This is a genomic window from Nocardia sp. NPDC055029 (assembly GCF_053608525.1).
The window spans coordinates 199,273-220,381 of record NZ_JBSGVQ010000002.1 but is presented as its reverse complement, the minus strand read 5'-3'; the positions used below and the strand labels follow the sequence as shown (position 1 = coordinate 220,381).

The 21,109-nt window shown below is 68.5% G+C and carries 19 protein-coding genes and 1 pseudogene; 15 read left to right on the top strand and 5 right to left on the bottom strand.

The genetic code is table 11. From position 1 onward, the window contains the following. The 10 genes and pseudogenes from nuoF to ACWF9G_RS02885 all read left to right on the top strand — a co-directional run bounded on the left by nuoF (position 1) and on the right by ACWF9G_RS02885 (position 12,437). The gene (nuoF, locus tag ACWF9G_RS02930; protein ID WP_379305943.1) at positions 1-1,323 is read left to right on the top strand and encodes an NADH-quinone oxidoreductase subunit NuoF; all 1,323 of its coding nucleotides are present in this window, start codon (positions 1-3) and stop codon (positions 1,321-1,323) included. Beyond that, positions 1,320-3,779, top strand: coding sequence for an NADH-quinone oxidoreductase subunit G (locus ACWF9G_RS02925; RefSeq protein ID WP_452513242.1), 2,460 nt, complete (start codon positions 1,320-1,322; stop codon positions 3,777-3,779). The genes nuoF and ACWF9G_RS02925 overlap by 4 nt, the downstream gene beginning before the upstream one ends. Beyond that, positions 3,772-5,001 (top strand): annotated as a pseudogene (nuoH, locus tag ACWF9G_RS02920) (NADH-quinone oxidoreductase subunit NuoH); the annotation flags it as partial. The gene ACWF9G_RS02925 and the pseudogene nuoH, both read left to right, overlap by 8 nt. After that, entirely contained in the window at positions 4,996-5,556 is a 561-nt protein-coding gene (gene nuoI, locus ACWF9G_RS02915) for an NADH-quinone oxidoreductase subunit NuoI (protein ID WP_452513367.1), read from the top strand. The pseudogene nuoH and the gene nuoI, both read left to right, overlap by 6 nt. Beyond that, positions 5,553-6,374 carry an NADH-quinone oxidoreductase subunit J gene (locus ACWF9G_RS02910; protein WP_379305937.1) on the top strand — a complete coding sequence of 274 codons (822 nt, stop codon included), beginning with the start codon at positions 5,553-5,555 and terminating at the stop codon, positions 6,372-6,374. The genes nuoI and ACWF9G_RS02910 overlap by 4 nt, the downstream gene beginning before the upstream one ends. After that, positions 6,371-6,670 carry an NADH-quinone oxidoreductase subunit NuoK gene (gene nuoK, locus ACWF9G_RS02905; protein WP_189028720.1) on the top strand — a complete coding sequence of 100 codons (300 nt, stop codon included), beginning with the start codon at positions 6,371-6,373 and terminating at the stop codon, positions 6,668-6,670. Before ACWF9G_RS02910 ends, nuoK begins: the two co-directional genes overlap by 4 nt. A gap of 1 nt (position 6,671) precedes the next feature. Further along, positions 6,672-8,558, top strand: coding sequence for an NADH-quinone oxidoreductase subunit L (nuoL, locus tag ACWF9G_RS02900; protein WP_452513240.1), 1,887 nt, complete (start codon positions 6,672-6,674; stop codon positions 8,556-8,558). Continuing rightward, on the top strand, positions 8,555-10,177 hold the full coding sequence (locus tag ACWF9G_RS02895) for an NADH-quinone oxidoreductase subunit M (RefSeq protein ID WP_452513238.1): 1,623 nt from the start codon (positions 8,555-8,557) through the stop codon (positions 10,175-10,177). The genes nuoL and ACWF9G_RS02895 overlap by 4 nt, the downstream gene beginning before the upstream one ends. Further along, on the top strand, positions 10,174-11,796 hold the full coding sequence (gene nuoN, locus ACWF9G_RS02890; RefSeq protein ID WP_452513236.1) for an NADH-quinone oxidoreductase subunit NuoN: 1,623 nt from the start codon (positions 10,174-10,176) through the stop codon (positions 11,794-11,796). Before ACWF9G_RS02895 ends, nuoN begins: the two co-directional genes overlap by 4 nt. A 2-nt stretch (positions 11,797-11,798) precedes the next feature. Then, positions 11,799-12,437: a class I SAM-dependent methyltransferase gene (locus tag ACWF9G_RS02885; protein WP_452513234.1), complete on the top strand. Its 639-nt coding sequence runs from the start codon at positions 11,799-11,801 to the stop codon at positions 12,435-12,437. A 36-nt stretch (positions 12,438-12,473) separates the two neighbouring features. On the opposite strand, the gene ACWF9G_RS02880 is transcribed toward ACWF9G_RS02885, so the two are convergent. Further along, on the bottom strand, positions 12,474-13,085 hold the full coding sequence (locus tag ACWF9G_RS02880; RefSeq protein WP_452513232.1) for a CGNR zinc finger domain-containing protein: 612 nt from the start codon (positions 13,083-13,085) through the stop codon (positions 12,474-12,476). Positions 13,086-13,270: 185 nt separating this feature from the next. Here ACWF9G_RS02880 and ACWF9G_RS02875 point away from each other — a divergent pair, with 185 nt between their 5' ends. After that, a complete protein-coding gene (locus ACWF9G_RS02875) occupies positions 13,271-13,660 on the top strand; it encodes an SRPBCC family protein (RefSeq protein ID WP_379305926.1) in 390 nt (129 codons plus the stop codon). A gap of 33 nt (positions 13,661-13,693) precedes the next feature. Here the strand turns inward: ACWF9G_RS02875 and ACWF9G_RS02870 are convergent, their stop codons facing one another. Both ACWF9G_RS02870 and ACWF9G_RS02865 read right to left on the bottom strand, forming a co-directional pair. Beyond that, positions 13,694-14,047 carry a hypothetical protein gene (locus ACWF9G_RS02870; protein ID WP_452513230.1) on the bottom strand — a complete coding sequence of 118 codons (354 nt, stop codon included), beginning with the start codon at positions 14,045-14,047 and terminating at the stop codon, positions 13,694-13,696. A 31-nt stretch (positions 14,048-14,078) separates the two neighbouring features. Continuing rightward, a complete protein-coding gene (locus tag ACWF9G_RS02865; RefSeq protein ID WP_452513228.1) occupies positions 14,079-14,687 on the bottom strand; it encodes a TetR/AcrR family transcriptional regulator in 609 nt (202 codons plus the stop codon). Between the two features lie 66 nt (positions 14,688-14,753). Here ACWF9G_RS02865 and ACWF9G_RS02860 point away from each other — a divergent pair, with 66 nt between their 5' ends. Further along, positions 14,754-15,758, top strand: coding sequence for a saccharopine dehydrogenase (locus ACWF9G_RS02860; RefSeq protein WP_452513226.1), 1,005 nt, complete (start codon positions 14,754-14,756; stop codon positions 15,756-15,758). Between the two features lie 18 nt (positions 15,759-15,776). Here ACWF9G_RS02860 and sigJ read toward each other — a convergent pair whose 3' ends face one another. Further along, on the bottom strand, positions 15,777-16,715 hold the full coding sequence (gene sigJ / locus ACWF9G_RS02855; RefSeq protein ID WP_452513224.1) for an RNA polymerase sigma factor SigJ: 939 nt from the start codon (positions 16,713-16,715) through the stop codon (positions 15,777-15,779). A gap of 161 nt (positions 16,716-16,876) precedes the next feature. Between sigJ and ACWF9G_RS02850 the strand changes: the two genes are divergently transcribed. From ACWF9G_RS02850 to ACWF9G_RS02840, 3 genes are read left to right on the top strand one after another with little or no spacing between them, the layout of a single operon-like run. After that, positions 16,877-17,998 (top strand): amidohydrolase family protein, encoded by a 1,122-nt coding sequence (locus tag ACWF9G_RS02850; RefSeq protein ID WP_452513223.1) that lies wholly within the window; start codon positions 16,877-16,879, stop codon positions 17,996-17,998. After that, complete coding sequence (locus ACWF9G_RS02845; RefSeq protein ID WP_452513221.1) at positions 17,995-18,378, top strand: hypothetical protein; 384 nt, start codon at positions 17,995-17,997, stop codon at positions 18,376-18,378. The genes ACWF9G_RS02850 and ACWF9G_RS02845 overlap by 4 nt, the downstream gene beginning before the upstream one ends. A 5-nt stretch (positions 18,379-18,383) precedes the next feature. After that, positions 18,384-19,940: a multicopper oxidase family protein gene (locus tag ACWF9G_RS02840; protein WP_452513219.1), complete on the top strand. Its 1,557-nt coding sequence runs from the start codon at positions 18,384-18,386 to the stop codon at positions 19,938-19,940. A 6-nt stretch (positions 19,941-19,946) separates the two neighbouring features. On the opposite strand, the gene ACWF9G_RS02835 is transcribed toward ACWF9G_RS02840, so the two are convergent. Next, a complete protein-coding gene (locus tag ACWF9G_RS02835) occupies positions 19,947-21,083 on the bottom strand; it encodes an epoxide hydrolase family protein (RefSeq protein ID WP_452513217.1) in 1,137 nt (378 codons plus the stop codon). Between the last annotated feature and the right edge of the window lie 26 nt (positions 21,084-21,109).

Genomic DNA, 21,109 nt, shown 5'->3' with positions numbered 1-21,109 from the left:
ATGACCACACTCACCCCCGTTCTCAGCGAGCACTGGGACCGCCCACAGTCCTGGACCATCGACAGCTACCGCGCCACCGGCGGCTACGAGGGCCTGCGCGCCGCCCTGCGGATGGCGCCCGACGACGTGATCCAGACGGTGAAGGACGCCGGTTTGCGCGGTCGCGGCGGCGCAGGCTTCCCGACCGGTATGAAGTGGTCGTTCATCCCGCAGGGTCCAGGCCCCGACGGCACGACGAAACCGCACTACCTCGTCGTCAACGCCGACGAATCCGAACCTGGCACCTGCAAAGACATTCCGCTGATGCTGGCCACTCCGCACACCCTGATCGAAGGTGTGGTGATCGCCGCCTACGCGATCCGCGCGGCCACCGCGTTCATCTATGTGCGCGGCGAAGTGGTGCCGGTGCTGCGCAGGTTGCAGGCCGCCGTCGCCGACGCCTACGAGGCGGGCTACCTCGGCCGCAACATCCTGGGCTCCGGGTTCGACCTGGAACTGATCGTGCACGCGGGTGCGGGCGCCTACATCTGCGGCGAGGAGACCGCGCTGCTCGATTCGCTCGAGGGCAGGCGCGGCCAGCCCAGGTTGCGGCCGCCGTTTCCTGCTGTCGCCGGGCTCTACGCATGCCCGACGGTCGTCAACAATGTGGAATCCATTGCCAGCGTCCCGGCGATCCTGCGCAAGGGCACCGAATGGTTCCGGTCGATGGGCAGCGAGAAATCGCCCGGGTTCACGTTGTACTCGCTGTCAGGGCACGTCGCGCGACCCGGCCAGTACGAGGCGCCACTGGGCATCACCCTGCGCGAACTGCTCGCCTACGCCGGTGGCGTCCGCGCGGGACACACGCTCAAGTTCTGGACGCCGGGTGGTTCGTCGACGCCGCTGTTCACCGCCTACCACCTCGATGTGGCTCTCGACTACGAAGGTGTGGCCGCCGCCGGATCCATGCTGGGCACCAAGGCCTTGCAGATCTTCGACGACACCACCTGTGTCGTGCGCGCGGTCCTGCGCTGGACGGAGTTCTACGCCCACGAATCCTGCGGCAAGTGCACACCGTGCCGCGAGGGCACCTACTGGCTCGTGCAACTGCTGCGCAGACTCGAAGCGGGCCAGGGCACCGAGGCCGACCTCGACAAACTCGCCGACATCGCCGACAACATCAACGGCAAGTCGTTCTGCGCGCTCGGTGACGGCGCGGCCAGCCCGATCTTCTCCTCGCTGAAGTACTTCCGCGACGAGTACGTCGAGCATCAGCGCCGCGGCGGCTGCCCGTTCGATCCGGCACGCGCCACGGTGTGGGCCTCAGGGGAAGGGAACCGATGACAGCGATCGCGCCAGGAAACAGCAGCGAGGTGGTTCCCGCCGACCTGGTCAGCGTCACCATCGACGACACCACCATCCAGGTGCCCGTCGGCACCCTGGTGATCCGCGCCGCCGAACTGATCGGCGTACAGATTCCCCGCTTCTGCGACCATCCCCTGCTCGATCCGGTCGGTGCCTGCAGGCAGTGCATCGTCGAGGTGGAAGGACAGCGAAAGCCGGTCGCCTCCTGCACGATTCCGGTCACCGACGGGATGATCGTGCGCACCCAGCTCAGCTCACCGGTCGCCGAGAAGGCCCAGCGTGGGGTGATGGAGCTGCTGCTGATCAATCATCCGCTGGACTGCCCGGTCTGCGACAAGGGCGGGGAATGCCCGCTGCAGAACCAGGCGATGTCGACCGGCAGCGCCGATTCGCGGTTCGAAGGCGAAAAGCGCACCTACCCGAAACCGATCCCGCTGTCCTCGGCGGTGCTGCTCGACCGGGAACGGTGCGTGCTGTGCGCGCGGTGCACCCGGTTCTCCCAGCAGGTCGCAGGCGACCCGTTCATCGAGCTGATGGATCGCGGTGCGCTGCAACAGGTCGGCATCGCCCAGGCCGAACCGCTGGACTCCTATTTCTCCGGTAATACGGTGCAGATCTGTCCGGTGGGCGCGCTCACCGGCACCTCCTACCGATTCCGGGCGCGCCCGTTCGACCTGGTGTCCACCCCGAGTGTCTGCGAGCACTGCGCCTCCGGCTGTGCCCAGCGCACCGATCACCGGCGCGGAAAGGTCCTGCGCCGCTTGGCCGGTGACGACCCGCAGGTCAACGAGGAGTGGAACTGCGACAAGGGCCGCTGGGCCTTCACCTACGCCACCGAACGTGACCGTCTCACCACGCCGCTGGTGCGCGGCTGGGACGGCGTGCTCGCACCGGCCTCCTGGCCAGAGGCACTCGCGGCCGCCGCGACCGGACTGCGGGCCGCGATCGGCAACGCGGGTGTGCTCGTCGGCGGCCGGGTCACCGAAGAAGAGGCCTACGCCTACAGCAAGTTCGCGCGCATGGTGCTCGCCACCAACGACATCGACTTCCGCAGCCGGATGCACTCCGAGGAAGAGGAACGATTCCTCGCGGCCCGCATCGCCGGACGCGGCGTCCAGGTCGACTACACGGCGCTCTCCACTGCCCCCGTCGTGCTGCTGGTGGGTTTCGAGCCGGAAGAGGAATCGCCCATCGTCTACCTGCGGCTGCGCAAGGCCGCCCGGACTAGCGGCACGCGCGTGGTGTCGCTGGCGCCGTTCGCTTCACGTGGGCTCGAACGCATGTCGGGTTCGCTCATCCAGACTCCGCCGTGCGGCGAAGCCGGTGTCCTCGACGCCATCGGTGCCGAAACATCAGCGGACGCAGCCGAACTGATGGCGCTGCTGCGCACGCCGGGAGCGGTCATCATGGCCGGCGAGCGACTCGCGGGCAGCCCCGGCGCGCTGTCGGCGGTGGTCCGCCTGGCCGACACCACCGGTGCCGGACTCGCGTGGGTGCCGCGTCGTGCGGGTGAGCGCGGTGCACTGGAAGCGGGCGCGCTGCCCGGGCTGCTGCCCGGCGGCAGGCCGGTTGTCGATCCCGCTGCACGCCAACAGGTTCGGCACCGTTGGCAGGCCGAGGAACTGCCCGTCACCCTCGGCCGCGACACCGCAGGAATTCTGGCGAGCGCCGCACAACTCGGCGCGCTGATCATCGGCGGCGTCGATCCGGTCGACCTGCCGGACCCGGCCGCGGCACTGGCCGCCATCGACGACGCCCGCTTCGTCGTCAGCCTGGAACTGCGCCACAGCGCTGTCACCGAACGCGCCGACGTCGTCTTCCCGGTCGCGTCCGTGATGGAGAAGTCCGGCACCTTCCGCACTTGGGAGGGCAGGCCACGCCCGTTCAGCGCCGCACCGCTGGACACCACCCGCCGAGTCGCCGCACCGCTGTCGGACCTGCGGGTCCTGCACTCCCTCGCCGCCGAAATAGGGACGCCGATCAACCTGCCGGACCCGGCCTCCGCCCGCACCGAACTCGACGCCCTCGGCGCGTGGACCGGTGCGCCGATCTCCGCGCCGGAATCGACCAGCCAGACCCCACCCGTAACGGGTCCTGGCACCGCAATACTCGTCGGCTGGCGGATGCTGCTCGACGCGGGCCGCATGCAGGACGGCGAACCCAACCTCGCCGGCATCGCCCGGCCGCCGGTGGTGCGACTGTCCGCCGCGACCGCCGCCGAGATCGAAGCCGCCGACGCCGATCACGTCATCGTCTACACCGACCGCGGCGAGATCACGCTGCCGCTGATGATCACGGACCTGCCCGACCGGGTGGTGTGGCTGCCGCTGCACTCGCCCGGTTCGACGGTCGCCGCCACCCTCGGCGTGACGCCGGGCGCCCTGGTGCGCCTGCGCCGCGCCGACGACAGGATGAAGGAACACCGTCATGAGTGATCCCGTGCTGCACCTCGCGGCCGATTCGGCACCTGTCTTCGGCACCGACCCGCTCTGGCTGGTGGTCCTCAAGGCACTCGGCGTGTTCGTGTACCTGATGCTGGTGCCGCTGATCGCGGTGTACGCCGAACGCAAAGTCGTCGCCAGGATGCAGATGCGCCTCGGCCCCAACCGGGTCGGGCCGAAGGGCATGTTCCAGTCGATCGCCGACGGCGTGAAGATGGCGCTCAAGGAAGACATCATTCCGGCGATCGTGGACAAACCGATCTTCGTGCTCGCCCCGATCATCTCGGTGATCCCGGCGTTCATGGCGTTCGCGGTCATCCCGTTCGGTCCCGAGGTGTCGATCCTGGGCCAGCGCACCCCGCTGCAACTGACCGACATGCCCGTCGGCGTCCTCTACATCCTCGCCATCACCTCCATCGGCGTCTACGGCATCGTGCTGGCCGGCTGGTCGTCGGGTTCGACCTACCCGCTGCTGGGCGGTCTGCGATCCACCGCGCAGGTGATTTCCTACGAGATCGCGATGGCACTCACCTTCGCGACCGTGTTCCTGCTGTCCGGGACCATGGCGACCTCCGGGATCGTGACCGCCCAGGAAGGCACCTGGTACGTCTTCCTGCTGCTGCCCTCGTTCCTGATCTACTGCGTGGCGATGGTCGGCGAGACCAACCGGGCACCGTTCGACCTGCCCGAAGCCGAAGGCGAACTGGTCGGTGGCTTCCACACCGAGTACTCCTCGCTCAAGTTCGCGATGTTCATGCTCGCCGAATACGTCAACATGGCCACGGTGTCCGCGCTGGCGACCACCCTGTTCCTCGGCGGCTGGCGGGCGCCGTTCCCGATCAGCCTGTGGGAGGGCGCCAACTCCGGCTGGTGGCCGCTGCTGTGGTTCACCGCCAAGGTGTGGACGTTCCTGTTCGTGTTCGTCTGGCTGCGCGGCACCCTGCCCCGCCTGCGCTACGACCAGTTCATGAACCTCGGCTGGAAGCTGCTCATCCCGACCTCGCTGGTGTGGGTGATGATCGTGGCCACCGCCCGGGTCCTCGACATCGAGGGCATTCCCGGCCAGACCGCGATCCTGGTGACCGTCGGCATCCTCATCACCGCGGCGATGATCGCGATGTTCCTGCGCGCCGGCCGCGCCGAAGGCCTGCCACCGCTGCCGGAGGAACCCGTGAAATCCCCGGTGTTCCTCGGCTTCCCGGTCCCGCCGATGCCGCCGCGCCCGGCCGGCGAACAGCCCGAGATCGGCCTGTTCGAACCGCTCGCCGGTTTCGCGGTCACCGCGGCCACGATGTTCAAGAAGCCCAACACCGAGTCCTACCCCGAGCAGAAGGTGCCGACCGCGCCGCGCTATCACGGCCGCCACCAGCTCAACCGGTACGACGACGGCCTCGAGAAATGCATCGGCTGCGAACTGTGCGCGTGGGCCTGCCCCGCCGACGCCATCTTCGTCGAAGGCGCCGACAACACCGAGGACGAACGCTATTCCCCTGGTGAACGGTACGGCCGCGTCTACCAGATCAACTATCTGCGCTGCATCGGCTGCGGCCTGTGCATCGAAGCGTGTCCCACCCGGGCGCTCACGATGACCAACGAGTACGAGCTCACCGACGACAACCGCGCCGACCTGATCTACGAGAAGGACCGCCTCCTCGCCCCGCTGCGCGACGGCATGACCGCTCCGCCGCACGCGATGGCGCCCGGCACCGACGAAGCCGACTACTACCTGGGCCGGGTCAGCCCCACCACGTCGGAAGAGGTGCTGCGATGACCACCGCACCCGTACTGGCCGCCGAGATCGCGTCCACCTCCACCGGTGAGGCGGTGCTGTTCTGGGTGCTCGCCCCGATCGCCGTGCTCGGCGCCCTCGGCATGGTGACCGCCGCCAAGGCCGTGCACTCGGCGATCTGCCTGGCCGCCACCATGATCGCGCTCGCCGTGTTCTACATCGCCCAGGGCGCACTGTTCCTCGGCGTCGTGCAGATCGTGGTCTACACCGGCGCGGTGATGATGCTGTTCCTGTTCGTGCTGATGCTCGTCGGCGTCGACTCGGCCGAATCACTGCGGGAAACGTTGCGCGGGCAGCGGATCGCCGCCGCGATCGTCGGTCTCGGATTCGGGCTGCTGCTCATCGGCGGCATCGGCGCGGCGCTGCGCGACAGCGCAACCAGCTACCCCGGACGTGGATTCGGCGGCCGCGACGTCATCGCCGAACTGGCCGAACTGATCTTCCTGCGCTACGTGTGGGCGTTCGAACTCACCGGCGCGCTGCTGATCACCGCGACCATCGGCGCGATGGTGCTCGCGCACCGTGACCATTTCACGCCGCGGCGCGGTCAGCGCGAGATGTCACGCGACCGGTTCCGCACCGCGGGCGAACGTGTCACCCCGCAACCCACCCCGGGCGTCTACGCCAGGCACAACGCCGTCGACAGCCCCGCTCAGCTCCCTGACGGCACCTTCGCCGAACTGTCGGTGAGCACGATCCTGCGTCACCGCCGCACCCGGGCCCACACCGAGGCCGCCGCGCTCTCGGTCGGTACGGGCAGCGACGTCACCCCGACGGCCGACGAGGAAGGCACCCGGTGAACCCCCAGAACTACCTGTTCCTGTCTGCGCTGCTGTTCACCATCGGCGCCGCGGGAGTGCTGTTGCGCCGCAACGCCATCGTGGTGTTCATGTGCATCGAGCTGATGCTCAACGCGGTGAACCTGGCGTTCGTCACCTTCGCCCGCCTGCACAGCAATCTCGACGGTCAGGTGATCGCGTTCTTCACCATGGTCGTCGCGGCCGCCGAAGTGGTCGTCGGCCTTGCCATCATCATGACGATCTTCCGTGCCCGCCGGTCGACCTCGGTCGACGACGCCAACCTGCTGAAGTTCTGACATGGGCACCGCAACGTTGTGGCTGCTGCCCGTCCTCCCGCTCGCGGGCGCGATCGTGCTGCTCGTGCTCGGGCGCTTCGCCGACCGCTGGGGCGCCTACCTCGGCACCGCCGCCGCGCTGGCCTCCTTCGTGGTGGCCGCCGTCGCCTTTGTCGACATGCTCGGTCGCGCCGATGCCGAGCGCGCGATCCACCAGGAACTGTTCGAGTGGGTGCCCGTCGGTGACCTCCAGGTCGGGTTCGGCCTGCAACTCGATCAGCTCTCGATCTGCTTCGCCCTGCTCATCACCGGCGTCGGATCGCTGATCCACCTCTACTCGATCGGCTACATGAGCCACGATCCGGGCCAGCGCCGGTTCTTCGGCTACCTCAACCTGTTCCTGGCCGCCATGCTCGTGCTGGTCCTGGCCGACAACTACCTGGTGCTCTACCTCGGCTGGGAAGGTGTCGGTCTGGCGTCCTATCTGCTGATCGGGTTCTGGTACGAAAAGCCCTCGGCCGCAACGGCAGCCAAGAAGGCATTCGTGGTGAACCGGGTCGGTGACATGGGCCTGGCGATCGCCATGATGACGATGTTCGCGGTGTTCGGCTCGTTCGATTTCCGCACTGTCTTCGCGGCGACGCCCGGTGCGAGCGAGGGCACGCTCACCGCGATCGGGTTGCTGCTGTTGCTGGCCGCCTGCGGCAAGTCCGCGCAGGTGCCGCTGCAGTCCTGGCTCGGTGACGCCATGGAAGGCCCGACACCGGTCTCGGCGCTCATCCACGCGGCCACCATGGTCACCGCGGGTGTGTACCTCATCGCCCGCTCCAACCCGATCTACAACCTCGCGCCCGATGCGCGCACGGCGGTCATCGCCGTCGGCGCGGTGACGCTGCTGTTCGGTGCGATCGTCGGCTGCGCCAAGGACGACATCAAGAAGGCACTGGCAGCCTCGACGATGAGCCAGATCGGGTACATGATCCTGGCGGTCGGTCTCGGCCCGGCCGGCTACGCGTTCGCGATCATGCACCTGCTCACCCACGGCTTCTTCAAGGCGGGCCTGTTCCTCGGCGCCGGTTCGGTGATGCACGCGATGAACGACGAGACCGACATGCGGCGCTACGGCGGGCTGCGCAAGCTGCTGCCGATCACCTACGTCACCTTCGGTCTCGGCTACCTGGCCATCATCGGGGTGCCGCCGTTCTCCGGATTCTTCTCCAAGGACAAGATCATCGAGGTCGCCTTCGACTACGGTGGCGCGACCGGCATTCTGCTCGGCACTGTCACCCTCGTCGGCGCCGCGCTCACCGCGTTCTACATGACACGCGTCATGCTGATGACGTTCTTCGGCGAGCGCCGCTGGAAGCCGGACACCCACCCGCACGAAGCGCCCGCGGTGATGACCGGCCCGATGATCCTGCTCGCGTTCGGTTCCGTCTTCGCAGGCGGAATGTTCGTCTGGGGTTCCTCGCTGCAGCACTGGCTCGAACCGGTCGTCGGCTCGCATCACGCGGAACCCGTCGTGCCCGCGGGCGTGGTCACCGCGCTGGCGTTGACCGCCGTCGCCGTCGGTGTCGCGGTCGCCTACCGCAAGTACGCCGAGAGCCCGGTCCCGGAGATCGCTCCCGAGAAGGTCACGGTGTTCACGACGGCCGCGCGCAAGGATCTCTACGGCGACGCGGTCAACGAGGCGGCGTTCGAGCGTCCCGGTCGCCATCTCACCCGCGCGCTGGTGTTCCTCGACGCGCGCGGTGTCGACGGCATCGTCAACGGCACAGCCGCCGGGATCGGCGGACTGTCGGCGCGAATCCGGCGGATACAGACCGGTTTCGTGCGTTCCTACGCCCTGTCCATGTTCACCGGCGCGGCCCTGGTGGCCGCTGCCCTGCTGGCGGTGAGGTTCTGGTGAACTCGTTTCCCTGGCTGACGACACTCTGGCTCGCCCCCGCGGTCGGCGCCGCGGTGGTGCTCGCAGTGCCCGCCGCACACCGGAATGTGGCCCGCGCACTGGCTTTCGCGGTGTCGATCGGTGTGCTCGCGGTCGCCGTCACGGTGACGGTCCGGTTCCAGCCCGGCGGCGACCAGTACCAGTTCGTCGAATCGCACGAATGGATTCCGGCGTTCGGCGTCGGCTACACCCTCGGCCTCGACGGCATCGCCACCGTCCTCGTGCTGCTGACGGCGGTGCTGATGCCGTTGCTGATCCTGGCAGGCTGGCACGACGACACCGCGGCAGGCGGCGGGCGCAGGTCTGCCCACATCTACATGGCGCTGATGCTGCTGGTCGAGTCGATGGTGCTGATCTCCTTCCTCGCCCTCGACATCCTGCTGTTCTACATCTTCTTCGAGGCGATGCTCATCCCGATGTACTTCCTCATCGGCGGCTTCGGAGCACGCACCAGCGATGCCGCCATCCGCGCGCAACGCTCGCGAGCCGCGGTGAAGTTCCTGCTGTACAACCTGTTCGGCGGACTGATCATGCTCGCCGCGGTCATCGGGCTGTATGTGCTGACCGCGCAGGCAGGGCTCGGCGACGGCTCGGCGGGCACCTTCGATCTGCGGACCGTGGTCGCCGCGGCCAACAACGGTCAACTCGGTGGCAGCACCGCGGTGGTGAACGCGCTGTTCCTCGGGTTCATGTTCGCGTTCGCGGTGAAGGCGCCGCTGTGGCCGCTGCACACCTGGCTGCCTGATGCCGCCGTCTCGGCCACCCCGTCGAGCGCGGTGCTGATGATGGCCGTGGTCGACAAGGTCGGCACGTTCGGCATGCTCCGGTATTGCCTGCTGCTGTTCCCGCTCGCCTCGGACACGTTCGCGCCGTTGGTGATCACCCTCGCGGTGATCGGCATCGTCTACGGCGCGCTGCTCGCGATCGGGCAGACCGATGTGATGCGCCTGATCGCCTACACCTCGATCTCGCATTTCGGGTTCATCATCCTCGGTATCTTCGCGATGACGACCCAGGCGCAGTCCGGGGCGGCGCTCTACATGGTCAACCACGGACTGTCCACGGCCGCGCTGTTCCTCATCGCCGGATTCCTCGTGTCGCGGCGCGGTACCAGGATGATCGCCGAGTTCGGCGGTGTGCAGAAGGTCGCGCCGGTGCTGGCGGGCACCTTCTTGATCGCCGGCCTGGCCACCCTGTCGCTGCCGGGTCTCGCACCGTTCGTCAGCGAATTCCTGGTCCTCATCGGAACCTTCGCCAAGTACAAGGTGGCGGCGGTCGTCGCGACCGGTGCGCTGGTGCTGGCCGCGATCTACGTGCTGTGGATGTACCAGCGGATGATGACGGGTCCGGTGAAGCAGGGCAACGAGCACCTGCGTGACCTGGTGCCACGCGAACTCGTCGTCGTGGTACCGCTGCTTGTCGCCCTGCTGGCGCTCGGCTTCTATCCCAAACCGGTCCTTGACCTGGTGGATCCCGCAGTGGGACACACCCTCTCGACGATCGGTAAGCACGATCCCGCTCCGACGGTCCCCGCTCCCGAAGCAGGTGCGGCCGCCCCGCCCGCAGGCGGACACAAATGAGGACGGACTCCGTGACCATCAACGAGCTCGCGGCCACCCTGCCCGCACCGAGCATCGAATACCACCTGCTCGCACCGATGCTGATCGTGTTCGCGGTCGGCGTGGTCGGTGTGCTGGTCGAGGCGTTCGTGCCACGGCCTTCCCGCTATCTCACGCACGTGGTTCTCGGATTGGCCGGTGTGCTCGGCGCATTGGTTGCCGTCATCCTGCTCGCGGGAACCGAGGGCACCGCCGTGGTGGGTGCCGTCGCGGTGGACGGCGTGACCCTGTTCCTGCAGGGCACGATCCTGGTGGTCGCGCTGCTCGGCCTGCTGTTGATCGCCGAGCGGGCCGCGGTGCCGCGGGCCCGCAGCGGGCCGGGCACCTGGAGCCGGGCAGCTGCCGTCCTCGAACGAGGTGTCGACGCGTTCACCCCGCAGGCATCGGCGGTGCCCGGCAGCGCGCACGAGCTGGCCGCTGTGCGGGCCGGAGTGTCCACCACCGAGGTGTTCCCGCTGACCATGCTCGCGCTCGGCGGCCTGCTGTTGTTCCCCGCCTCGAACGATCTGCTGACGATGTTCGTCGCGCTCGAAGTGCTGTCGCTGCCGCTGTATCTGCTGTGCGGGCTGGCCCGGCGCAGGCGGTTGCTGTCGCAGGAAGCGGCGCTCAAGTACTTCCTGCTCGGCGCGTTCTCGTCGGCGTTCTTCCTCTACGGCGTCGCCCTGCTGTACGGGCAGACCGGCACCGTCTCGCTGCCCGGCATCGGTGCGGCACTGGACACCCAGCCCGAGAACGCGACGCTGGCGCTGCTCGGTATCGCGATGCTCGCTGTGGGGTTGCTGTTCAAGATCGGCGCGGTCCCGTTCCAGGCCTGGGTGCCCGACGTCTATCAAGGTGCGCCGACGCCGATCACCGCGTTCATGGCCGCCGCCACCAAGATCGCCGCGGTCGGGGCGACCCTGCGGGTGCTGATGGTGGCGGCCGAGGCGCTGCGCGACGATTGGCGGCCGGTGCTCGCGGCGGTGGCGGTGGCGACGATGGCCGTCGGCGCGGTCATGGCGATCACGCAGACCGATGTGAAGCGGATGCTCGCGTATTCCTCGATCGCGCACGCGGGCTTCTTGCTCGTCGGCCTCGTCGCCGCTGACACCGCGGGTATCGCGGCGATCCTGTTCTACCTGCTGGCTTATGGTCTCGGTACGGTCGGCGCCTTCGCGGTCGTGACCCTGGTGCGCGACTCCTCCGGTGACGAAGCGACCGCGCTGTCGCAGTGGGCGGGTCTGGGTCGCCGGTCCCCCTGGTTGGCTTCGGTTTTCGCGCTGCTGCTGCTCTCGTTCGCCGGTTTGCCGCTGACGAGCGGTTTCGTCAGCAAGTTCGCGGTGTTCGCGGCGGCCTCGGGGGCGGGCTACACCTCGCTGGTCATCATCGGCGTGGTGTGCAGCGCGATCGCGGCGTTCTTCTATATCCGGGTGATCGTCCTGATGTTCTTCACCGATCCCCCCGCCGACGCCCCCACCGTGACCGCACCGTTCGCGACGACCCTGGTGGTCGCGTTCAGCGCGGGCGCCACGCTGCTGTTGGGTGTCTTCCCGCAGCCGCTGCTCGACCTGGCCGAAGAGTCCGCCACGCTCATCCGCTGACCATGCCTTCCGACGATCCGCTCCGCGGCCGACCCTCGACCAGCCACGAACGGCAGTCGGGGCGGCCGTGGGATGCGTCCTATCGCGACGGCCCCGCACCGTGGGACATCGGCGGTCCGCAACCGGCCCTGGTGCGGCTGGCCGAGGCGGGCGGATTCTCCGGCGAGGTACTCGACGCGGGGTGCGGCACCGGCGAGAACGCGCTCTACCTCGCATCGCTCGGCCTGACGGTATTCGGTGTCGACGTGGCCGAGTCGGCTGTCGCCATCGCGCGGCAGCACGCAGACGACCGTGACACAGCCGCCACCTTCGCGGTAGCCGACGCACTCCGTCTCGAACGTCTGCATCGCCGTTTCCGAACGGTCCTGGACTGCGGGCTCTTCCACACCTTCGACGAGACCGAACGACACGACTACGCGGCGAGCCTGGCCTCGGTTCTCGACCACGGCGGGACCCTCTACGTTCTCTGCTTCAGCGACACCGGCCCCGACCCCGGACCCCATCCCGTCAGCAGGGAGTCACTGTCGGCGCCCTTCGATGCCGACGAAGACTGGCGCGTCGACTCCATCGAATCAGACAGCCTCCGAACACGATTCAGCGATGCCACGCCCGCCTGGCTCGCGACCGTCCGTCGCCGGTAAGGGCCGGAGCCCAGCTGTTCGGCTCTGTGTTGTGCGTCAAGATCTCGGCAGTGCCGGTTCTGGCGCACTGGAACGGCGGTGGTGGTTGCGAGCTTTGGCGCGGTTGCCGCAGAGGTCCATGGAGCACCAGGTGCGACGGCGGTTACGGGAGTGGTCGTAGTACGCCCAGCGGCAGCTCGGTTCCCTGCAGGCTTTGAGCCGTTGCCAGGTGCTGGTGGCAACCGCCTCGGCGACGGCGATGAGCAGCCGGGTCAATGCGGCATCGATCGGGTCGCCGGTGGCAGGGATCAGCTGCGGGGGCTGGGCGGTGACGTCGAGTGTCATCGGCAGGGCGGGTGCGAGCCGGGCGAAAATGGTGCCGGCGGTGGGGTTCAGACCGTCGGGGCGCGGACTGTCGACCGGCTCGGCGTTGTTGCCGGCGATCAGCGCGCGAAGTCCTTCTCGAATCTGTTCGGCTCGGTCCCGTTGCTGCGGTGTGGCGTTCACTGGTGCGGTGACCAGATTCCGCTCCTGTAGCCAGGCGACGAGCTGCTCAGGGGAGGCGATGTCGTCGCGGTCGGCGCGGCGGGTGTTGATGAACTCTTCGATCCAGCGCAACTGGCCGGGCGCCGTTCCGGCTTGGTCGTTGTCTGGGCGCGGTTCCACCATGACGCCATCATAACCACCTATTGACGTTGGATGGGTATGTAACTACCGTATTCTTTACGTCAGTTAGATCATGGGGGTGCGGCGATTCGACGAGGACGGATGGGTCGTGCTCGCCGACACCGACGGCAACCAGTTCTGTGTAGTAGCTCAGTAGAAAGAGGAAGTAGGCGACCATCATGGCTTCAGTGACCAAAGAGATTGCGATCGCGGCGGATTCGGACGCGGCGTGGCAGATCCTCGCCGACTTCGCCGACGGGCCGGTAAGGATGGCTCCCGGGTTCGTCCTCGACAGCACAATGGACGGACCCGACGTGCGGGTCGTGACATTCGCCGGCGGAACGGCGCTGCGGGAGCGACTGATTACCCTCGACCACCCCGGCAAGCGGTTGGTCTTCTCCGTCGTGGGTGACACCACGCGACCGGTACACGACAACGCGACGATTCAGGTTTCCGCGCGCGACAACGGGCACTGCACCGTCACATGGACACACGACGTGCTACCTGCCGAACTGGCCACCGAGTGGGGCCCCGCTATGGCACACGTGCTGGAACTGTTCAAGAAGACCCTGGAGTAGAGCTCGCACACCGAATCCGGCCCGACCTCGGCGTCATGGCCGTTCTGTCGGCAGCTCCCCGTACAACTGCCGCGCACGGGTTGTCAGCAGCGGCAGTACGATGGTGCGCCACGTCGGCAGGTGCACTGTTTCCGACCGGCCACCGGCCACGAACTCGCGTTCGGCAGCGTCATCGTCGATGTCGACACCCACCAGGAGGGCGAACTCCTCCCGCAGCAACGCCGCGAACTCCTCCCGCAGCAACGCCGCGAACTCCGTCGCGGTCTCCGGTGCGGGCACGGCACAGATCCTGTCGCGCAACACATCCCACGCCACCGGATCGCCGGGCGCACCCCACTGCCGCAGTCGCCGATCGAAGAGTCGAGCTATCTCGGAAGTATCTGGCACCCGCCGAATCCTACCGAGGGGCGAGAGTATGTCATCGGCGCTGCGCGACGCCGATGCTGCCGATGATCAGGTCGGTGAGGGCGGCGACCGCTTCGTCTGCGGTTGTCGCGCCTCGGTTCAGCTCGGCGCCCAGGGTTTCGGCGGCGCCGAGGACCGCGACGCAGCGCAGTCGGAGCGCGGCGGCGTCCAGGCCCGAGTAGGGCAGCAGGGCGGTGGCCATCCAGTCGCGGTAGCTGTCGAGCATGTCGTGCTGGATCGCCTGGACGTCCGGGTTGCCCTTCAGGGCAGCGGAGATCGCGTCGAACTCGGGCATGTCGGTGGCGCAGGCGAAGTAGGCGGCGCTCATCACCCGCGCGATCTCCTCGACGGCGGGTTCGGCGTCCCGCACGGCGTGCTCCGCGGCGAGGCGGTGTCGTTCGTCGAGCCTGCGGTAGAGGGCCAGCAGCAGTTCGGGGCGGGTGCCGAAGTGGTCATAGACGATCGGCCTGCTCACGCCGGCGGCTTCGGCGAGGGTGACGAGGGTCAGCCCGTCGGTGCCGTGCTCGCGCACCATCGTCAGCGCGGTGTCGAGCAGTTGTTCGCGCCGGGCCGCCTTGGACAACCGAGGTGATCGTGCGGGCATCGTCCTCCCTTGCGTCATGCCACCAGTTTAGCTACAAAGAGTAGGTTACAAAATGTAGCTTAGTGGCTGGGAGAGGAAATCACCATGGCGCATTCACCCTCCGTCCTGATGCTGGGCGGTTCCGGACAAGCCGGTTCCGACACGGCGGCCCTGCTGCGTCGCTGGCACCCGACGCTGCCGCTCACGATCGCGGGCCGCGATCTGGACCGCGCGCAGCGGGTCGCCGACTCACTCGGCACCGCGAACGCCGTGACTGTCGATCTGCGGCGGCGCGATCTCGGTCTGCCTGCCGAAGCGGCTTACTCGGCAGTGGTCGCAACGCTGTGGGACGACCGGCTCAACGGACTGGGCTATGCCCAGGACCACGGGTTGCCGTACCTCAGCATCTCGAGTGGACTGTTCGATATCGGACCGGAAGTCGTCACGGGTGCCCAACGGGCAAGCACCGCACCGATTCTGGTGGCGAGCCACTTCCTCGCCGGCCTCGCGGTGCTGGCGGCACTGCACGAGGCGCGGGAGTTCGACCGGGTCGACAGCGTCCGGCTCGCCGCCGTGCTCGATGAGACGGACACGGGCGGGCCCGCCGGTGTCGCCGATCTCGAACGCTGGTACGCCGTCACCTCGGCGGGTCTGGTGCGCCGCGACGGGATCTTCACCTGGCTCGCTGCCGAGGATGCCCAGGTGGAGGTGCGCACTGTCGACGGCACCAGTCTGACGGGACAGAGCATCCCGATCCTCGACGTGCCGAGCCTGGCGATGGCGACCGGGGCGCCGGATGTCCGGGTCGACCTGGCGGTCGGGGAATCCCCGAGCAGGCGCAGGGGAGAACCCGCCTCGATCGAAATCCGCATCGACCTGCACGGAATCGACGCGGCGGGAGCGCCGCACCGCAGGAGCCGCTACCTCGTCCATCCGGCCGGGCAGCGGCCGTTGACCGCGCTCGGAGTCGCTCTCGGTGTCGAACGACTGCTCGGGCTGCGCGGTGACGAGGTCGGCCCCGGTGCCTACACGCCGGAGGCGTTGATCGATCCCGGCTATGCCGCGCAGCGGATGGCCGAGGTGGGAGCCGTCCTCGTCGATGCAGGCTGAGCGGGAGAACCGCCTGGGTCATGACCCGAGCATGCCGGGGCCGGCGGGGGTCAGGTGGGTGAGTTTCGCGGGGTTGGTGACCGAGTAGATGCCGACCACGGTGTCGTCGGCGGCGACGTCGAGGACAACGACAGCCAATGGCGCGTCGCCGTCGAAGACGACCGCGCACGGGTCGCCGCTGACGGTCCGCCATCCGACCCGGTAGCCGTCGAGGCCCCCGGCGGCGACGGCAAGAAACACCTGCGCCACCGGCATTCGCCCGTGCACCGGGCGCAGGCTGGTCGCGGGTCCGGTGCCGCCGCCGTCGGTCCACAGGGTGACGTCAGGGGACAGCACGGCCAGCAGTTCCTCGAGGTCACCACCCATCGCGGCGGCGACGAACCGTTCGGTCACCGCGCGGCAGACCCGGGGGTCCGCCTGGGTGCGTGGCCTGCGGGCCTGCACATGCGCGCGGGCGCGGTGGGCGAGCTGGCGGACCGCCGCGGGCGAGCGGTCGACGATGTCGGCGATCTCGGTGTGCGGGTAGGCGAAGACCTCGTTGAGGACGAACACGGCGCGTTCGAGCGGGGTCAGTGATTCCAGGACCACCAGCATCGCCATCGAGAACGACTCGGTCCGCACGACCACGGCGGCTCCGTCGTCCTCGGGTGCGTCGTCGACGAGTGGTTCGGGGAGCCATTGGCCCACATAGTCTTCGCGTCGACGGCTGACGGCGGCGCGCCGGGCCAGCGCCTGGTTCACCGCGATCCGGGTCAGGTAGGCGCGGGGGTTGTCGATGCGGTTTCCGCGCGCTCGCGCCGCCCATGCCAGCCACACCTCCTGCAGGACGTCCTCGGTGTCGGCGACGGTGCCGAGCATGTTGTAGACCACCGAGAACAGCAGTTCGCGGTGGTTCACGAAAACGTCGGTCGCGTCGGCGGTGTCATCGCTGTGCTCGGCCACGGTGTCCTCCTTCATAGCGGAAAGGTGTCGCTACAGAGAGGTGCGCGGCCACCTGATATGTGACAGGGGTGCCCGTGCGTGTGATCCATCCCACGCGCACGCTGTTCGCCTGTCACAGTCGACGATCCGGTTCCACTCCTTGTTGGCGAATCTGCTTCTCCCACCTGGAGGTTGCCATGCGCACCCGTATCCGTGACGTCCGTGTCTTCGACGGCGAACACATCCTCGACCGCACCTCGGTCCTCGTCGACGGCGATCGAATCGTCGCCGAGGACGACGGCCCCGCCGACGTGATCGTCGACGGCACCGGCCGCACCCTGCTGCCCGGCTTGATCGACGCCCACACCCACACCTTCGACACCGGCGACCTTGCCCGCGCCCTCACCTACGGCGTCACCACCGAACTCGACATGTTCTGTCTCCCGGCACGGTTGGCCGAGCAGCGGGCTGCGGCGGACCGGCGCGACGATCTCGCCGACTTCCGGAGCGCGGGCACCCTGGCGACCGCGCCGGGTGGTCATCCGAGTCAGCTGCTGTCGGTGCCGGGGGTCGCCGAACTCGATGTCGCCCTGTTCGACACCATCGCGGATCCGGCCGAGGCGGGTGACTTCGTGCGGGCCAGACTCGCCGAAGGGGCCGACTATCTGAAGATCGTCATCGACGACGGCGCTGTCCACGGGGTCGAGCTGCCGCCGTTGTCCGCGGCCACGGCGAGCGCACTGGTCACCGAAGCGCACGCGGCGGGTTTGCCGGTGATCGCACATGCCGTCACCGAGGCCGAGGTACAGATCGCGCTGACCGCGGGAGTCGACGGTCTCGCACACGTGTGGACCGACTTCTCCGCGCGCACCGCAGATCTGATCGCACAGATCGTGGACCGTGACATCTTCGTGGTGAGCACCCTGGCCTACTTCGAGGCGATCACCCAGGGCCGCGAGAACGTCGCCGACTGCGCTGTGCCGGGGTCCTTCGACGACGCGATGCGTGTCGCGGGCACCCTGCACGGCGCTGGAGTGGCACTGCTGGCAGGCACCGACGCCACGCCGTTCGTCCCCGCTCACGGCACCGGGCTGCATCGCGAACTGGTGCTGTTGACCGAGGCCGGACTGACCCCACCGGAGGTGCTCGCCGCCGCGACCAGCAGACCCGCCTGCCGTTTCGGGCTGACCGATCGCGGCCGGATCGCTCCCGGCCTGCGCGCCGATCTGCTGCTCGTCGACGGAGATCCGACCATCGACATCACCGCCACCCTCGCGATCACCGAGGTGTGGCGGCGCGGCGTGCGGCAGGCCCGATGACCGCGGCCGAGACCGCCTACACCTGGCCGGTGGCCCTGTTCCGGACCACAGCGACCGTCGCGGCGGTGCTCGTCTTCGCCCAGGCAGCCCTGGCCGGTGGTTTCCTCGCCGGACATTTCGAGGCATTGGCACTGCACAGCCGCAACGGCGGCCTGGTCGCGATGGTGTTCTTGCTCCAGCTGATCTCGGCGGTGTTGTTGTGGCGTTTGGGCGGTGGTCCGGCATGGCCGGCGCGCACCGCGGTGGTCCAGGCGCTGATCGGTGCGGCGCTCATCCCGCTCGGTGAGCAGCGAGTACTCGCGGTGCACATTCCGCTGGCGGTCGGGTTGGCGATCGGAACGGCGTTGCTGGTGAGCTGGGCGTGGCGGTGGCAGCGGTGAGTGGCGTGAGCAGGCGGGGATTCCTGCGCGCGGGAGCCGGTGTCGGTGCGGCCGCGGCGCTCGGTGCGGCCGGTTGGGTGGGCGTCCCACGGATCACGGCACCTGGTCAGCCGGGTGTGCTGCTACCCAGCGCCACACCGGTGCCGCGTCCGTTCCGATCGGAGTTACCGATCCCGGCGGTGCTGCGGCCTGTGCGCGCCGACGCGACCACCGACTATTACGACATCGTCCAGCAGAGCGCCGATCTCGACATCCTGCCCGGACTGCGGACCGAGGCGTGGACCTATCACGGCACCTTCCCCGGCCCGACCATCCGGGCACGATCGGGCCGTGCCACCGCCGTGCGCCACCGCAACGAACTCCCCCATCCGACGGTGGTGCACCTGCACGGCGGACACACACCGGCCGACAGCGACGGCTATCCGATGGATGTGGTGCTGCCGGTCGGTGCGACCGGCACCCCTGCCCGAAGCCACAGGCACGGGACCATCACCGCCACCGGCTCGGTCGCACACGGTGAACGCACCTACCTGTATCCGAACAGACAGCGCGCCGCCTCGCTCTGGTACCACGACCACCGGCATGGGTTCACCGGTCCGGCCGTTTGGCGTGGCCTCGCCGGGTTCCACCTCATCGGTGACGATGTCGAGGACGCCTTGCCGCTGCCGCGCGGCGACCGCGACATTCCTTTGTGCATCAGCGACCGGTCCTTCGCCGCTGACGGATCGTTCGCCTATCCGCTCCTCGACCCGTCCCTGCACACCCCCGGCGTCACCGACCGGTACATGAACGGCGTGCTGGGCGACGTGATCCTCGTCAACGGTGCACCGTGGCCGCGGCTGCGGGTCGCGCCGGTGCGCTACCGGTTCCGGCTCCTCAACGCCTCCAATGCGCGCCGGTACCGGCTCGCGCTCGAACCCGCTGTTCCCGGCGGTGGATTCGTGCAGATCGGCAGCGACGGCGGCCTGCTCGACCACCCGATCCGGCACCGGCACCTCGACATCTCTCCCGCCGAACGGTTCGACGTCGTCATCGATTTCGCCGCCTACCCGCCCGGCACCGAGGTCCGACTCCGCAACACCCTCGGCACCGGCTCGGCGGCCGATGTCCTGCGCTTCGACGTCACCGGACCACCTGTCCCGGATGACACCGCCGTCCCGGACCGGCTCACCGACCTCGAGCGCCTGGACCCGGCCACCGCCGTCGCCGAACGCACCTTCCTGTTCCGGCTGCGCCCCGACGGCTGGACTGTCAACGGCGCTCCCTACGAACCGGGCCGGGCGCTGGCGGACCCGCGCCGCGGCACCGTCGAGATCTGGCGTTTCATCACCGATTTCCACCATCCGGTGCATGTGCATCTGGACCCGTTCCAGGTGATCGCCCGCAACAACCGGGCACCGGGGCCGTTCGACGCGGGCTGGAAGGACACTGTCGACGTCCGGCCCGCCGAGATGGTGACGGTCGCGGTCCGCTTCACCGATTACGCGGGCCCGTTCATGCTGCACTGCCACAATCTCGAACACGAGGACATGGCGATGATGGCCGACTTCCAGGTGCGGTGAGAGCGGTCAGCGCAACGGCCGGAAGAATTCCCGCACATCGTCGACGAACACATCGGGCGCCTCCATCGCCGCGAAATGCCCGCCGCGGTCGAATTCGGTCCAGCGCACCAGGTTGTTCTGTTTCTCGGCGATACCGCGAATTGTGCTGTCACCGGGGAAGACCGCGATGCCGGTGGGCACGCCGGAGCTGGGCAGGTCGGCACCCCACTGCTGGGATTCCTTGTACAGGCGCATCGAGGAACCTGCCGTGCCGGTGAACCAGAGGATCGCGACCTCGGCGAGCAGCGCGTCGCGATCGAGCGAGTCCTCGGGCAGGGCGGCGGCGGGATCCTTGTAGGTGTTGACGACGTCGACGACCCAGCCGAGCAGTCCCGCGGGTGAATCGGTCACCGCGTGGGCCAGGGTCTGCGGGCGGGTGCTGTGCACGCTCGCATAGGCGGAGGTCTCGTTGCCGCTCCAATCCTGGAGTGCGGCAAGCTTTTCCTGATCCTGCGCGGAGTAGCCCGCGCCGTCGTCGTCCCAGGCGGGAATGGTGATCGCGGCATTGAGATGGACCCCGGCGACATGTTCGGTATCGATGCGGCCCAGGTGCGGGGCGATGAACGACCCGGCATCGCTGCCCTGCGCCCCGTAGTGGGAGTAGCCGAGTCTGCTCATGAGCTGCGCGATCAGGACCGCTGACCGTTCGGTGGCGGCCTGCCCCGGCTGTCGGGTGGGACCGGAGAAGCCGAAACCGGGCAGGGTCGGGATCACCACGTCGAAGGCGTCGCGCGGGTCTGCGCCGTGGGCGCGGGGGTCGGTCAGCGGCCCGATCGTCGCGGCGAAATCGGTGAACGGCCACCCGTGCACGAGGACCAGCGGCAGCGCGCCGGATTCGGGTGAGCGGACGTGGGTGAAATGGAGGCGCTGCCCGTCGATGTCGGTGACGAACTGGGGCCGGGCATTGCGCGCGGCTTCGGCGGCGCGCCAGTCGAAACCGGTGCGCCAGTAGTCGGCGAGACCACGCAGGTAGGCGGTGGGCAGGCCGTAGGTCCAGCCGGTCTCGGGCAGGTCCTCGGCCCAGCGGGTGCGGGCGAGGCGGTCGTGCAGATCGTCGAGGTCGGATTGCGGAATATCGATCCGGAAGGGGTGGATGTCGCTCATGCCGACCACGCTACGAACCGCTTAGG

Excerpts from the sequence above, each read along its gene's own strand:
- ACWF9G_RS02865 (WP_452513228.1), bottom strand. The coding sequence starts at position 14,687 with ATGACGCAAGGGAGGACGATGCCCGCACGATCACCTCGGTTGTCCAAG.
- ACWF9G_RS02850 (WP_452513223.1), top strand. The coding sequence starts at position 16,877 with ATGCGCACCCGTATCCGTGACGTCCGTGTCTTCGACGGCGAACACATC.
- nuoI (WP_452513367.1), top strand. The coding sequence starts at position 4,996 with ATGCCGCCGCGCCCGGCCGGCGAACAGCCCGAGATCGGCCTGTTCGAA.
- sigJ (WP_452513224.1), bottom strand. The coding sequence starts at position 16,715 with ATGAAGGAGGACACCGTGGCCGAGCACAGCGATGACACCGCCGACGCG.
- ACWF9G_RS02835 (WP_452513217.1), bottom strand. The coding sequence starts at position 21,083 with ATGAGCGACATCCACCCCTTCCGGATCGATATTCCGCAATCCGACCTC.
- nuoF (WP_379305943.1), top strand. The coding sequence starts at position 1 with ATGACCACACTCACCCCCGTTCTCAGCGAGCACTGGGACCGCCCACAG.
- ACWF9G_RS02860 (WP_452513226.1), top strand. The coding sequence starts at position 14,754 with ATGGCGCATTCACCCTCCGTCCTGATGCTGGGCGGTTCCGGACAAGCC.
- ACWF9G_RS02910 (WP_379305937.1), top strand. The coding sequence starts at position 5,553 with ATGACCACCGCACCCGTACTGGCCGCCGAGATCGCGTCCACCTCCACC.
- ACWF9G_RS02845 (WP_452513221.1), top strand. The coding sequence starts at position 17,995 with ATGACCGCGGCCGAGACCGCCTACACCTGGCCGGTGGCCCTGTTCCGG.
- ACWF9G_RS02925 (WP_452513242.1), top strand. The coding sequence starts at position 1,320 with ATGACAGCGATCGCGCCAGGAAACAGCAGCGAGGTGGTTCCCGCCGAC.
- nuoL (WP_452513240.1), top strand. The coding sequence starts at position 6,672 with ATGGGCACCGCAACGTTGTGGCTGCTGCCCGTCCTCCCGCTCGCGGGC.
- ACWF9G_RS02885 (WP_452513234.1), top strand. The coding sequence starts at position 11,799 with ATGCCTTCCGACGATCCGCTCCGCGGCCGACCCTCGACCAGCCACGAA.
- ACWF9G_RS02880 (WP_452513232.1), bottom strand. The coding sequence starts at position 13,085 with ATGGTGGAACCGCGCCCAGACAACGACCAAGCCGGAACGGCGCCCGGC.
- nuoN (WP_452513236.1), top strand. The coding sequence starts at position 10,174 with ATGAGGACGGACTCCGTGACCATCAACGAGCTCGCGGCCACCCTGCCC.